The sequence below is a fragment of the Peptoniphilus sp. oral taxon 386 str. F0131 genome, assembly GCF_000090945.1.
Taxonomy (GTDB): Bacteria; Bacillota; Clostridia; order Tissierellales; family Peptoniphilaceae; genus Anaerosphaera; species Anaerosphaera mikwangii.
In genome coordinates this window covers 1,439,407-1,453,756 of the sequence record NZ_GL349422.1, presented here as the reverse complement: position 1 = coordinate 1,453,756, position 14,350 = coordinate 1,439,407, and the positions used below count along the sequence as shown (strand labels likewise).

The 14,350-nt window shown below is 32.2% G+C and carries 13 protein-coding genes and 3 tRNA genes; 15 read left to right on the top strand and 1 reads right to left on the bottom strand.

The annotated features are described in order from the left end of the window. Window positions 1-37 precede the first annotated feature (37 nt). From HMPREF0629_RS06960 to HMPREF0629_RS06900, 14 genes are all read left to right on the top strand, one after another. Window positions 38-1,336, top strand: coding sequence for a Na+/H+ antiporter family protein (locus tag HMPREF0629_RS06960; RefSeq protein WP_009222620.1), 1,299 nt, complete (start codon window positions 38-40; stop codon window positions 1,334-1,336). 18 nt (window positions 1,337-1,354) lie between these two features. Further along, complete coding sequence (gene hutI / locus HMPREF0629_RS06955) at window positions 1,355-2,575, top strand: imidazolonepropionase (RefSeq protein WP_009222619.1); 1,221 nt, start codon at window positions 1,355-1,357, stop codon at window positions 2,573-2,575. A gap of 57 nt (window positions 2,576-2,632) precedes the next feature. Then, on the top strand, window positions 2,633-3,187 hold the full coding sequence (locus tag HMPREF0629_RS06950; protein ID WP_009222618.1) for a cyclodeaminase/cyclohydrolase family protein: 555 nt from the start codon (window positions 2,633-2,635) through the stop codon (window positions 3,185-3,187). Window positions 3,188-3,196: 9 nt separating this feature from the next. Then, complete coding sequence (locus HMPREF0629_RS06945) at window positions 3,197-4,537, top strand: aminotransferase class III-fold pyridoxal phosphate-dependent enzyme (RefSeq protein ID WP_009222617.1); 1,341 nt, start codon at window positions 3,197-3,199, stop codon at window positions 4,535-4,537. A 12-nt stretch (window positions 4,538-4,549) separates the two neighbouring features. After that, window positions 4,550-6,085: a histidine ammonia-lyase gene (hutH, locus tag HMPREF0629_RS06940; RefSeq protein WP_009222616.1), complete on the top strand. Its 1,536-nt coding sequence runs from the start codon at window positions 4,550-4,552 to the stop codon at window positions 6,083-6,085. Window positions 6,086-6,099: 14 nt separating this feature from the next. After that, window positions 6,100-6,981, top strand: coding sequence for a glutamate formimidoyltransferase (ftcD, locus tag HMPREF0629_RS06935; protein WP_009222615.1), 882 nt, complete (start codon window positions 6,100-6,102; stop codon window positions 6,979-6,981). A gap of 138 nt (window positions 6,982-7,119) precedes the next feature. Continuing rightward, window positions 7,120-7,210 (top strand) — tRNA-Ser (locus tag HMPREF0629_RS06930). Window positions 7,211-7,217: 7 nt separating this feature from the next. After that, a tRNA-Ile gene (locus HMPREF0629_RS06925) sits at window positions 7,218-7,294 on the top strand. A 262-nt stretch (window positions 7,295-7,556) separates the two neighbouring features. Then, a tRNA-Phe gene (locus HMPREF0629_RS06920) sits at window positions 7,557-7,632 on the top strand. A 168-nt stretch (window positions 7,633-7,800) separates the two neighbouring features. Then, window positions 7,801-8,745 carry a D-2-hydroxyacid dehydrogenase gene (locus tag HMPREF0629_RS06915; protein WP_009222614.1) on the top strand — a complete coding sequence of 315 codons (945 nt, stop codon included), beginning with the start codon at window positions 7,801-7,803 and terminating at the stop codon, window positions 8,743-8,745. A 124-nt stretch (window positions 8,746-8,869) separates the two neighbouring features. Beyond that, window positions 8,870-9,016 (top strand): hypothetical protein, encoded by a 147-nt coding sequence (locus HMPREF0629_RS08035; protein ID WP_176686347.1) that lies wholly within the window; start codon window positions 8,870-8,872, stop codon window positions 9,014-9,016. A 236-nt stretch (window positions 9,017-9,252) separates the two neighbouring features. Then, complete coding sequence (locus HMPREF0629_RS07700; protein WP_050748003.1) at window positions 9,253-10,929, top strand: hypothetical protein; 1,677 nt, start codon at window positions 9,253-9,255, stop codon at window positions 10,927-10,929. Further along, window positions 10,926-11,531, top strand: a complete 606-nt coding sequence (locus HMPREF0629_RS06905) for a histidine phosphatase family protein (RefSeq protein ID WP_009222612.1) — start codon at window positions 10,926-10,928, stop codon at window positions 11,529-11,531. Before HMPREF0629_RS07700 ends, HMPREF0629_RS06905 begins: the two co-directional genes overlap by 4 nt. A gap of 395 nt (window positions 11,532-11,926) precedes the next feature. After that, complete coding sequence (locus HMPREF0629_RS06900) at window positions 11,927-13,243, top strand: sodium-dependent transporter (protein WP_009222611.1); 1,317 nt, start codon at window positions 11,927-11,929, stop codon at window positions 13,241-13,243. Window positions 13,244-13,506: 263 nt separating this feature from the next. On the opposite strand, the gene HMPREF0629_RS06895 is transcribed toward HMPREF0629_RS06900, so the two are convergent. Further along, entirely contained in the window at window positions 13,507-13,914 is a 408-nt protein-coding gene (locus HMPREF0629_RS06895; RefSeq protein ID WP_039856763.1) for a Fur family transcriptional regulator, read from the bottom strand. A 158-nt stretch (window positions 13,915-14,072) separates the two neighbouring features. Here HMPREF0629_RS06895 and HMPREF0629_RS06890 point away from each other — a divergent pair. Next, a partial coding sequence (locus tag HMPREF0629_RS06890; protein WP_009222610.1) for a metal ABC transporter solute-binding protein, Zn/Mn family occupies window positions 14,073-14,350 on the top strand: 278 nt, incomplete at its 3' end.

Sequence of the window (14,350 nt, the reverse complement as noted above, 5' to 3'; positions counted from 1 at the left end):
AATAAGGTTAAATAAATATAATCAAGGAGGGAATTTTATGATACTTTTGAACCCTATAGTAATATCTGTAATAGTACTATCTGCACTATGTTTGTTAAAACTTCCGGTACTTGCAGCGCTTTTAATAGCGGCGATAACAGCAGGTTTGGCTGCCGGCAGCACAATTTCAGAAACTATGACTACATTTGTAGGCGGTATGGGCGGAAATGCAAATACAGCACTTAGTTATGTATTGCTTGGTGCGCTTGCATATACAATAAATAAGACCGGTGCGGCTAATATTTTGGCTAAGAAAATTTCAAGACTGGTAAATGGCAATAAATTTACATTATCTATAATAATAGTTTTAGTTGCAATGGCATCAGGTACAATAGTCCCTGTTCACATAGCATTTATTCCGATTCTTATTCCACCGCTACTAATTTTAATGAACAAAATGAAAATGGACAGAAGAATGTTGGCAATATGTTTTGGATTTGGACTTAAAGCACCTTACATAACTATTCCTATTGCATATGGAGCAATATTCCATGGAATAATTAAGGATTCTGTAAATGCTGCCGGATTGGATGTAAGCTTGGATTTAATTTGGAAGACAAATTGGATGGCGGGCGTTGCAATGCTTGTCGGTTTGATATTAGGATTAATATTTTATTCAAGAAACAGAGAGTATAAGGAATTATCAGTTGTTGTTGAAAATGATGATGAAGAAATAATTATAGAAACTAAACACTGGCTTACACTTGTTGCGGGAATTATTGCACTTGTAATTCAGTTAAAGACAGGTTCTCTTCCTCTTGGAGCTTTGGCAGCGTTAATATTTATGGTTGTTACAAGAGTAGTTAAGTGGCATGAGATTCAGGAAATACTTGACGGCGGTGTTTCACTTATGGGATTTATAGCATTTGTAATGCTTATTGCATCAGGATATGCAACAGTAATAAATTCATCAGGAGCAGTTGAGCAATTGGTTGATGCGGCGTTTAAGTTCTTGGGCGGTTCAAAGATTGCAGGTTCATTTACAATGATTTTACTTGGACTGTTAATAACAATGGGAATAGGGACATCTTTCGGTACAGTTCCTGTTATTGCAGCTATTTATGTACCTCTTGCACAAAAACTCGGTTTTTCACCGGCAGCAACAGTATTTATGATTGCAGTTGCAGCAGCACTTGGAGATGCCGGTTCACCTGCATCTGATACAACACTTGGACCTACAGCAGGACTTAATGCGGACGGACAACATGATCACGTTTGGGATACATGTGTGCCACAATTTTTATGCTATGATATACCGTTAATGATAGTCGGAACAATTTGGCCACTATTCTTATAGTACAGCAAGGAGGAAAATATGAGCTATATTCTGTTAAAAAATTGTAGAGAACTTTTGACCGTAAAGGAAGATGCTAATGATTTAATAGGCTTATTAAATGGAAAGTCATTGCTTATTAAGGATGAAAAAATAGAAAAAATAGGCGATTATGATAAGTTGATATCTTTAGTAAATGGAGCTGAATGTAAAGAGATAGATTGCAGTAATAAGGTTGTTTTACCGGGTTATGTAGATTGTCATACACATCTTATTTTTGGAGAAAGCAGAGTTGATGAGTATGTAGCATCTCTTACAATGGGTCCTGAGGATATAAAAAAGGTAGTACCGCGAACAGGACTTGAGGCATCTATTTATTCTACAAAAAATGCAACGGATGAAGAGCTTGTTAATACTTCTTTGACAAAACTTAACAGAATGCTTAGGCTTGGAACAACTACTGTAGAGATAAAGTCGGGTTATGGTATTGATAAAAAAACTGAGCTTAGGTTATTAAGATTATTAAATAAAGTAAGACAAAATACATCTCAAACAATTTTATCTACCTATCTCGGGGCTCATTATTTTGACCTCGAGATGGGAAAAGATAAGTATATTGATTTTATGATAAAAGAGGTTATGCCTATAATAAAAGAAGAGAATTTGGCAAGTTTTTCTGATGTTTGGTGTGATGACGGATATTACACAGCAGAGGACTCTTATAAAATTTTAAAGGCAGGTCTTGATTTCGAAATGATTCCTACAATGCATACCGAGTGCTATTCTGCAATAGGAGGGGCAAGAGTTGCGGCGCAGCTTAAAGCTGCAAATGTAGGACATTTAAATTATCTTACAAGAGAAGATACTAAATTGCTTAGAGATGCGGGAGTAGTTGGAGTTCTAATTCCGGGAACCGATTTTTCTGTAAAACATAAAAGACCTTTTGATCCAAGACCCATGATAGAAGAAGGGCTTACTATTGCAATAGCAACCAATTTGAATCCGGGCAACTGGATTGAGTCGATGCAACTTTCTATGGCACTTGCTTGCAGAGACCACTGTATGACTGAAAAAGAGGCGATTAGAGCGGCAACTCTCGGAGGAGCAAAGGCCCTTAGAATTGATAATGAAGTAGGTTCACTTGAAGAGGGCAAGTTTGCTGATATTCAAATACTAAATTCAGACAGTTATAAAAATTGTATATATAAATTAGCAGTAAATGAAGTTGAAAGTGTAATAAAGAAAGGCAAGATTGTAATTTAGTTTGACATAATTGAAGTTAGTATGTCTATATTAAATATTTAACATAAGGAGATTTTAATGGATTATAAAAAGATATTTGATTTAATTTTAGACGAAAATGATTTTACAGTTGGAGGAGGTTCATCTTCAGCTATTGCAGGAGCAATGGCGTGTGGACTTATGGGTATGGTTGCAAATTTGTCTAAAGGTAAAGCTTATGGTCATACTGATGAAGAGTATGATGCTATAATAGCCGAGCTTAATGATATGAAGGCAAATTTTTTGCAAAGTGCGGTTGATGATAATAAGGCATATATGTTGATAGTAAATGCTTATAAATTACCTAAGGAAACTGATGAACAAAAAGCTGAAAGAAAAAAAGCGATTCAAAATGCGGGTATCGAGGCTGCAAAGGTTCCTTTACTTAATGCACTTTTGAATAAAAGAGTTAACGAAATAGGAAAAGATTTACTTGAAAAGTCAAATCCTGCTTGCATGACTGATTTAAAAGCTGGAGTAGATTTATCAAAAGTCGGTCTTGATTCCGGTAAAGCAAATGTTGAAGTAAATCTACCTCTTATAAAGAATGAAGATATAGTTAATGAATTTAAAGAAAAGATGGCACAATTATAGGTGTTAATTATGAAACAAAAAAATCAATTATTAATTTCAGAAGATGAGAAGTATATAGCTAAATGTTCAAGAGCTCCTTATCTTCCGATAGTGGCAAATAGAGCTAAGGGAGTAATAGTTGAAGATTTAGATGGAAATGAATATATTGATATGATTAGCTCGGCCTGTGTTTTAAATACAGGCTACAATCATGAAAATGTATTAGATAAAGTAAGTAAACAGTTAGATAAATTTATTCATTTTTCAAATGATTATTTTTATACGGAGCCTCAAGTTGAATTGGCGAAGAAACTTGTAAAAATAACTCCGGGAAATTTTGAAAAGAAGGTAATTTTTGGTTTTTCGGGTTCTGATTCTATAGATTCCGCTATAAAAGCGACAAGATCTTATACCGGAAGGAGTAAAATAATTTCATTTGTAGGAGCTTATCATGGTTCTACATATGGGGCTATTTCAATAAGTGCAATCGATTTGAATATGAAAAAAAGAATAGGACCGTTATTGCCAGATGTATTCCATTTTTCATATCCTCTGATAACAGAAAAGAAAAATGATGAAACAGAAGACGAGTATTCAGATAGAAAATTTGAAGAATTTAAAAAACCGTTTGACTATTATCTTCCGGTGGAAGAAGTAGCTGCAATATTTATTGAGCCGATAGCGGGAGATTTGGGGTTAATACCTCCTCCAAAGAAGTTTATGAAACTTCTTAGAAAATTTTGTAGTGAAAACGGAATTTTATTGGTAGCAGATGAAATTCAGCAAGGTTTCGGAAGAACCGGAAAGTGGTTCAGCATTGAGCATTTTGATGTTGAGGCGGATTTAATTGTAATGGGCAAAGCTATGGCATCGGGTTTTCCGATGAGTGCTGTTGTCGGCAGAAGAGAAATTATAGATTCGATAGCAATGCCGGGTCAGTTATTTACATTACAGGGAAATGCGGTGTGTGCCGGTGCGGCTATTGCAACTATTGAAATAATAGAAAATGAAAAACTTTTAGATAGAGCTGTTAAGCTGGGAGATTATATAAAGGAAAGATTTAAACTGATTTCTAAAAATTCTTCAGTGATAAAAGATGTGAGAGGATTAGGATTAACAATAGGCGTTGAATTGGAAGACAGAAATAAAATAATAAGTTCTTCTGATATAGCAAAAAAAATTTGTTACAGATGCTTTGAAAAAGGTGTTATACTGATTTATATAGGCGGAAATACGTTAAGAGTTCAGCCGCCTCTTGTAATGACGAATGATGAAGCTCAAAGGGCTATGAATATAATTGAGGAAGTTTTTTGTGAATATGAGAACGGAAAGATTTCAGATTCTATTTTAGATAAAATTCAAGGTTGGTAAAGGAGAATAGCAATGGAGAGAGTAATAAAAATTAACGGAAACGATTTAACAATTGAAGATGTAGTTGCAGTTGCAAGATTTGGGGCTAAAGTTGAAATTGATGAGAATCAAAAAGCAGCTATTTTAACATCAAGACAATACGTTGAAGATGCACTTGCAAACGGACAGGCCATTTATGGAATTAATACGGGATTCGGAAAATTTTCTACAGTATCAATTTCAGAAGAACAACTTGATTTACTACAAAAAAATTTAATATATTCTGATGCTTGCGGAGTAGGAGAACCTTTTGATACAGAGGTTGTAAGAGCTATGATGATTCTTAGAGCAAATGCTGTATGTAAAGGATTTTCAGGAGTTCTGATGACAACAATAGAATGTTTGGTAAATATGCTTAATGCAGGAGTTCATCCTATTGTAAGATCTAAAGGTTCAGTAGGTTCATCAGGAGATTTGTGTCCTCTTGCACATATGGTTCTTCCTATGATGGGAGAGGGAGAGGCGGAATATAAGGGAGAGGTTCTTTCAGGTAAAGAAGCTATGCAAAGAGCCGGAGTTGAGACAATAGTTTTAAAAGCAAAAGAGGGACTTGCTCTTATAAATGGTACACAAGCCATGATGGGTAATGCGGTATTGGCTGTTTATGATGCTGAAAAGTTATTAAAACAGGCAGATATTGTAAGCTCTCTTACAGTAGATTCCCTTGAAGGTATTATAGATGCATACGATGAGAGAATTCAAATTATAAGACCTCATCAAGGTCAAATAGATGTTGCGGAAAATATGAGAAGGTTGCTTGAAGACTCAAAGAGAGTTACAAGACAGGGAGAAAAAAGAATGCAGGATGCTTATTCTTTAAGATGTATTCCGCAAGTTCACGGAGCATCAAGACTTGCATTTGAATATGTAAAGAAAACAGTAGAAACAGAAATAAATTCAGTTACAGATAATCCGTTAATTTTCCCGGGAGAAAACGGGGCTTGTATATCAGGAGGAAATTTCCATGGACAACCTATTGCAATTGCAATGGATACACTTGGAATTTTAGTATCTGAAATTGCGAATATTTCAGAAAGAAGAATTGAAAAATTAGTAAACCCTGCACTTTCTCACGGACTACCGGCATTTCTTGTAAAGCATGGCGGAATTAATGACGGATTTATGATTCCTCAATATGTTGCGGCAGCATTAGTATCTGAAAATAAAGTTCTTGCTCATCCTGCATGTGTAGATTCAATTCCTACATCTGCAAATCAAGAGGACCATGTAAGTATGGGTACAATTGGAGCAAGAAAGGCAAGAACAATAATAAATCATGCACAACACGTTATAAGCATTGAACTTTTATGTGGAGCTCAAGCAGCTGATTTTGGTGAAACAAACAGTTTAGGAAAAGGTTCAATTGAGGCATATAAATTATTAAGAGAAAAAGTAGACTTCATGGAAAATGATGTTATTTTCTATCCGGATATGGATAAGGCATTTGAGTTGGTAGAGTCAGGAAAATTATTAGATAGAGTGGAACAGGCAGTAGGAAAGCTTAAATAATAAGGGAGATAATAATGAGTAAAGTATTAATGGCTGAAGTAAATATTAGTGAAGGCACAAATTTAGATTTAGTAAATGAGGTTAAAGATGCTTTTTTGTCTGTTGACGGAATAACTGTTGTAGATATAGATTCAAATGAAGATCATAACAGAACTGTATTTACTTATAAGGGAGAACCTGAAGATGTTTTAGAAGCAACAAAAAGACTTGCAGCAAAAGCGGTAGAGCTCATAGATATGACGAAGCACAAAGGGTCACATCCCAGAATGGGTGCGGTAGATGTTGTACCATTTATTCCTGTTAGAGAAGTTACAACTGATGAGGCTGTTGAAATTTCTAAGAGATTCGGTAAATACTTGGGAGAACTTGGAGTTCCTGTTTATTTCTATGAAGATACTCAAGAACGTGAATATAGAAAAGCTCTTCCTAAAATCAGAAAAGGTCAATATGAAGCTCTTGAAGAAAAAATGAAAGATCCTGAGTGGGAACCTGATGAAGGACCTAAGGAATTTAATCCTAAGTCTGGAGCAACTGTTACAGGAGCAAGATTTCCTCTTGTAGCATTTAACATTAATCTTGATACACATGATATTGAAATAGGTAAAAAAATAGTTAAATCGGTAAGAGCTGCTACAGGCGGATATACTTTTATAAGAGCAATAGCATTAGAGCTTGAAGAAAGAAAACAAATTCAAGTTTCTATGAATATGATAAATTATGAAAAAACTCCTATACACAGAGTTTTTGAAACTATAAAATCAGAAGCACAACGCTACAATGTAAATGTTGTTGATACTGAACTTGTAGGTCCGGTACCTATATATGCACTAAGAGATGTATTAGATTTCTATTTGAGAATTGCTGACAGCTTCTCTGTAGATCAAATATATTTTTAGTAATATAACTTATCCGTAAAAATATGGAAGGAGAAATTCCTTCCATATTTTTAAAATATAATTAAATTTAGTATTGACAATATTGTTTTGATACCCTATAATGAATAAAGTAATTTAACAAAAAATAACCGACTAATTGGAGAAATACTCAAGAGGCTGAAGAGGCTCCCCTGCTAAGGGAGTAGGGCTCGATAGGGTCGCGAGGGTTCAAATCCCTCTTTCTCCGCCAATGGTGAGGGCCTTTAGCTCAGTCGGTTAGAGCGCCCGGCTCATAACCGGTAGGTCCGGGGTTCGAGTCCCTGAAGGCCCACCATATTTTGCCTGATACTTAGCCTTTGGGCTAAGTATTGATGGCAATATTTTTAAGTTAAGACGAAATAAATTTGCTTAAGAAGAAAACAGTAAAATTAAATATGCCAGATAGCTCAGTCGGTATAAGCTGAATTGGAGATGAAAATGAGCGAAGCGAAATTTGAATCCTAAGATGCTTAGTATTTGCGAAGCAAAATAGAATGAGCATAAAGAAATTAAATAATAAATAAATTTGTCTAAGAAGAAACAGTAAAATTAAATATGCCCAGATAGCTCAGTCGGTAGAGCAGAGGACTGAAAATCCTCGTGTCGCTGGTTCGATTCCGGCTCTGGGCACCACAAGGCTACAGATGTCGGTTTGATGTCTGTAGTTTTTTTATGAAACAATACATTTTAAATTATTTTTATAATTTAAAATGTAGGTTGAAAAAGAAGAGTAACTTAGGTACAATGAAAGTGTATGAAGATGTAGTGGATACATAATAATAAGTTAAAGGAGAGATTTTAATGAAAGCATTGATTATTGACTACATGTCGGATATTATTGATGAAGAGTTAGTGAAACTTGGTTTTGAGGTTGATAAGGTTATGCTACCTACTGCTGAAAAGTTAGCAGAGATAATAGCACCTTATGATCTACTTTGTATGAGAGTTGACCCACATATTAGAAAAGAAGTTATAGATGCGGCTACAAATCTAAAAGCTATAATGGTAGGTTCAACAGGAATGAACCATGTTGATGTTGAGTATGCAAAGTCAAAGGGAATAGAAGTTTGCAATTCACCGGGACTAAATGCAAATGCAGTAGCAGAACTTGTAATCGGAAAAATGCTTGAAACTTATAGAAACTCATTCCAAGCAATTGATGAAGTTAAAAATAAGCATATTTGGAATAAATATAGATGGATTGGTAGAGAAGTTAGGAATAAGACTTTAGGTATAATCGGATTTGGAGCAATCGGAAGAAGAGTTGCTGAAATAGCACATGTACTTCATATGGATGTTATTGCATATGATCCTTTTGTTAAACCGGAAAATAATCCGATTGAATATGTAAAAATTATTTCTCTTGATGAAGTAATTGAAAATTCAGACATTATAACATTGCACGTTCCTCTAACTCCTGATACAAAGGATATGTTAAATGCTGCTGCAATGGAAAGAATGAAGGATGGAGCAGTTATTATTAACTGCGCAAGAGGTGGAATTGTAAACGAAGCTGACCTTTACAAATATATTAAGAATGGTAAACTTGGCGGAGCAAACTTAGATACTCTTGCAGATGAACTTGGAACAGGCGGACTTGATTCACAAGATGCTCACATTGAATCTCCATTATTTGAATTAGATAGAGTTTTTGTAACTCCTCATGTTGGCGGTTCAACAATAGATGCACAAGATGACATCGGAAGAGTTGTAGTTCAAAACGTTAAAAAAGTTTTTAATTTATAATTAAAATTGAAATTAAAATGCACTTATACTTTGATTGTAAGTGCATTTTTTATTTATAAATTTGAAAAAATTTTAAACAAATAGTATAATTTTCACATAAACTATAGTTTAGGGAGATAATAAAATGAAAAAATACATGGTATCGTTAATGTGGTTTTTTGTAGGTATTGTTTTTATTATTGTCGGATATATTCAAAAGCAGAGTATTTATTATATATTAGGCATTGTAGATATATTTTTCGGAATTAGAACTCTTCGCAGTGTTTTGTGAAGTATTAATTATGAACTTGAAGTTGTTTTTCAACATAAAAACTATGACTATAATTATTTTTATACTTTTTGTAAAATCAACTATTATATTTTTTAGTAAAAACACAACATATAGTATTTTGCTGTAATAAATGAAATGATTTTTTTAGCGGACTAATAATATTTATATAAAATATGGCTTGGAGGCGATAGATGTAAAAAAAGATAACATACTATATTTTGGAGGATAATATAGAGATGGATAATTTAAAAATGTATGACGGATTGCAATATTTTTTATTTATAATAATTTTTATTATCGGATTTTTATTTATCGCTGAATTTTTAAGAAAGGCGAAATATCTAAGATTGTTAAGAGAACAAGTCTATTATGACTTTGGCAGAAGTCCATCTGATGACAAGAAAAATTTAAAAGTTATTTCAAAGCTGTACGAACTTGGTGAAAAGTCTGATTACACTATTGACGATATAACTTTTAATGATTTGAATATGGATAGTGTGTTTGGAAAATTTGACCATACTAAATCTACAATCGGTTCACAATATTTATTTAAGTTTTTGCGAAGTCCGGTGTTCAATAAAGCTCATCACGATAAATTAAAAAGTGTTAGAGAGTATTTTATTGAAAATGAAGAACAGGCAAAGGAAATTCAACTTGAATTTGCAAAGGTAGGCAATTTTAAAAGGGATATAATTCAAATTTTTTATGAAGGTATAGATTATGAAAGATTCGCGGCATACAAGCTGCCAACATATGTACTTTCGTTTTCGGTTCCTTTAATTTTAATTACAGGATATATAAATAAAGGCTTTGGAATTATAGCAGGAACTTGTCTGATACTTCTTAATATATATTTTTCAAATAAGATGAAAAAGGCAACTTTAGGTAGGGTTTTAGATTTTATAAATATTTATGATGTTTTATTACTTGCAAAGGATATTGAAAATATAAATTGCGATGTTATTTCCGAAGAATTGGATAGAATTAGAGAAATAAATGTCACTCTTAAAAGTATAAGAAAAAAAGTCGGCAGTGCAAGAATTGCTTTAAATTCACAGGATACAGATTTGTTAAAGAATCTAATAGATATTTTAATAATGTATAATGCGAGAAATTTCTTTAAAACAGCAGATGCAATAAATTTAAACAGAGATATTCTAATTGAATTGTATGAGCTGCTTGGGAAAATTGAGGTATATATTGCAATGACATCTCTATATTTGGCAATAGATGCAAAAGATGTGGAATATGTAGATGAAGATTTTTGTCTTAGTGCTAAAAATTTAAGACATCCTCTTTTAAATCGAGAAACTCAGGTTCCATCAAATTTTAATTTTGATTATGAGAATGTTTTAATTACAGGTTCAAATGCATCGGGCAAGTCAACTTTTTTAAGAAGTATTTCAATTTCAAATATAATGGCTATGACTTTAGGGTTTGTAATGGCTGATGAGTATAGAACATCTATGTTTTATTTGCAAAGTGCAATAGATGTAAGAGATTCTATTGAAGAGTCGATGAGTTATTTTCTTGCAGAAACTCTTGCAATAAAGAGAATGATAGATGAAAGTAAAGTTAAAAAATTAGTTGTACTTGATGAAATATTTAAGGGGACTAATACGGTAGACAGAATATCTGCGGCATATAATACATTAAAATATCTTGCGAATGACAAAAAGATTATAGCGGCTACTCATGATATTGAACTTACAAACTTATTAAAAGATACATTTAAAAATTATCATTTTGAGGAAGAAATTAAAGATGATGATATATTATTTGATTACATTATAAGAAAGGGGCCTGCAATAAGCAGAAATGCTATTGAGATTTTAAGGGTTAAGGGCTATCCTGATGAGATTGTAAATAATGCAAGAAAAATGGCAGAGGAGCTTTTTGAAGAAAAATTATGAAGATTTATTTTACAAGACATGGACAAACTTATTGGAATAGAGAAAATAGAATACAGGGACATTTAGATTCACCCTTAACTGAGGATGGAATAAAAATGGCATATTCATTAAAAGAACAATCAAAAGATGTGAAATTTGATCATATATATTCTTCGGATTTAGGGAGAGCATATGAAACTGCAAAAATAATTGCGGGAGAAAGAGATATAATTCAAACAAAGCTGCTTAGAGAAATAAATGTGGGAAGTTGGAGCGGTGAACTCTTTGAAGATATAAAATTTAAGGATAAGGAATTATATGGAAAATATTTTAATGAACCGCAGAATTATTATAGAGCTGACGGAGAAAGTATACATGACTTAAATGACAGAATTCAAAAATTTTTTAAGAGTTATGTTTATGAAAGTAATGATGAAAATATACTTATAGTAAGTCATGGAATAACTATAATTTCAATTTTAAATTTAATAGAAGGTGTTGGAATAGATAAGTTTTGGACTAACAGAGTAAGGAGAAATGCAAAATTTAATATTGCCAGCTATGAAAACGGAGAATTCAAAATGTTAGTTAAAGCACCTAAAAATGAAATTATGACTATTTAATTAAGAATTACTATTATTTAATTAGACATTTCTTTGATATTTTTAATAAAAAATACACATTTCTTTAATTAAATTTGCACAAAACTTGTTTAATATAGACAATGTAATTTATTGATGTTCTCTTCTTCAATAAATTAATTCCTCTTGTTAATTATATTTATATGAAAAGTCCTCTTACATAAGAGGGCTTTTTGTGTTGTAATTTTATTTGAAATAATTTTAAAAATAGTATCCTAAATATTATTATAAGAAATAGTTTATAGTAGTGAGATTATAATCTCACTATTTTTATAAAAATTTCACTATATTGGTTTAAACGGGTTTACAATTGTTCTAATTTGTGTTAAACTTTAAAAAATTATTAAAAATAATATTAGAATTGAGGGGATTGCATTATGAAAGATAAGAAAAACTTCTCTTCCCAATGGGGTTTTATACTTGCATGTGTGGGAAGTGCCGTAGGTATGGCAAATGTTTGGGGATTTCCATTTAGAATAGGTTCTCTTGGAGGAAGTGCATTTCTAATAGCATATTTAATTTTTGTTGCGATATTCAGTTATGTTGGTCTTAGTGCGGAATATGCAATAGGCAGACATACCGGAACGGGAACTTTAGGTTCTTATGAATATGTATTTAAAAGCAGGGGACACAAAAAACTCGGTAAAGTTGTAGGATGGATACCTCTTATAGGTTCTTTTTGTATAGCGGTAGGATATTCTGTAATAGTTGCATATGTTTTAAAAGCTTTATTTCAATCTGTTACCGGAAGTATTATGTCGGTAGATACAAAGGCATGGTTTGAGTCATTTGCACTGACCGAGTATTCAGTAATCCCGTATCATTTAGTTATTGTATTTGGAGTTATAATAACACTTGTAGTAGGTACAAAGGGAATTGAAAAGACAAATAAAATAATGATGCCGTTATTTTTTATATTGTTCTGTATCTTGGCAGTCAGAGTTTTATTTTTAAAGGATTCTTTTGAAGGGTATAGCTTTATGTTCAGACCGGAGTGGAAAGATTTGACAAATCCAAAGGTTTGGATATTTGCAATGGGGCAAGCTTTCTTTTCACTATCAGTTACAGGAAGCGGAATGATTGTATACGGAGCATATTTGTCAAAAGAAAGTGATATAGTAAAAAGTTCGGTAAATACTGCATTTTTTGATACAATAGCAGCTATTGTTGCATCTCTTGTAATAATTCCGGCATGTTTCTCTTACGGAGTAGATGTTTCATCAGGACCGGGACTGCTTTTTGTAACACTTCCTGCAATACTTCAAGACATTCCGTTTGGAAGAGTATTTGCAATAGTTTTGTTTTTAGCGGTTGTATTTGGAGGAATTACTTCATTACAAAATATGTTTGAAGTTGTAATTGAATCAATTATGTATAAATTTCCGCATTTCAAAAGAAGAAATATCTTGGCGGTACTTGCAATATCATTATTTGCTATAAGTGTAAATATGGAAGCAATATTTATTTGGGGACCATGGATGGATTTTGTATCCATTTATATAATACCGATTGGCGCATTGCTTGGAGCATTAACTTGGTTCTGGATACTTGATCCGAAAGAATTATTATCTGAAATTAATGTCGGAAGTAGTAAAAAATATTCTTCGTCATGGCATTTTATCGGAAAATATATTTATGTACCGCTTGCAGCAATATTGTGTTTTATTGCAGTTGTAAAAGGCATTTCATTTTAGTGCAAAAATAATTTAATTGTTCAACTTAAAAGATTAAATAAAATATTGTATTGTAATTTAAGAAACAGTAAGTCAAATTGATATGATACTCCATAAGTAGAAAAGATAAATAACCAAAACTACTTATGGAGGTTTTTTTATTGTTCAAAATGAAAATATAGGGAAAAGATTTTAAATAAAGATTAATTTGTTAAATACTTAATATATTATCAATAATTGTAATAAATAAGTAAGGACGCTTCTATAGCGTCCTTGTTAATTTCTTATTTTATGTCTTGACATTTAGGGCATATACCTTTTAATTCTATGCTATGACCTGTAACCTTATAACCTGTAGTACTTGATACTTCTTTTTCAAACGGTTCCATTGGACATTCTGAAATAGGTTCTATTTCACCGCATTTTGTACAAACTATGTAATGTTTATGAGAATGAGTGTGCATTTCATAATAGCATATACCGTTTTGTTGTAAAGTTTTTCTTAAGATACCCAAATCTGCAAGCTGATTAAGTATTCTATATACTGTTGCAATACTTCTACAACTTGAATGTGGTATTTTTGAGTAGACTTCATCAGCAGAAATTGCAGTATTACATTTATTTAATAACTTTAGGATTTCAACTCTACCCTTAGTAATCTTTAAGTTATGTTTCTTCAACAATTTTTCCATAAAAACACCTCTTTTGACTATTATACGATAGAAATATGAAAATATAAATAATAATTAACTTATTAAAAAATACTCTTTACATTAATTTAAATAAAAGGTAGAATTATAAAAGTGAACAATTTAAGAATGATTATTATTTATATTAAGGAGGAAGAAAGATGAATAGAAAATTAAAATTGTTTTCAATAATTATAGCGCTTATTGTATTTACTGTCGGATGTGGCAATGTTGGAGATAAGAATAATAAGACTGATGAAGAAACTGAGGGTAAATTGAAGGTATACGCTTCTATATACCCTATGTATGATTTTGCAGGTAAGATTGGTGGAGATAAGATAGATTTAAATCTTGTAATACCTAACGGACAAGAACCTCATGATTGGGAGCCTAGCCAAGATGATATAAAGAAACTTGAAAATGCGGATGTTTTCATTTA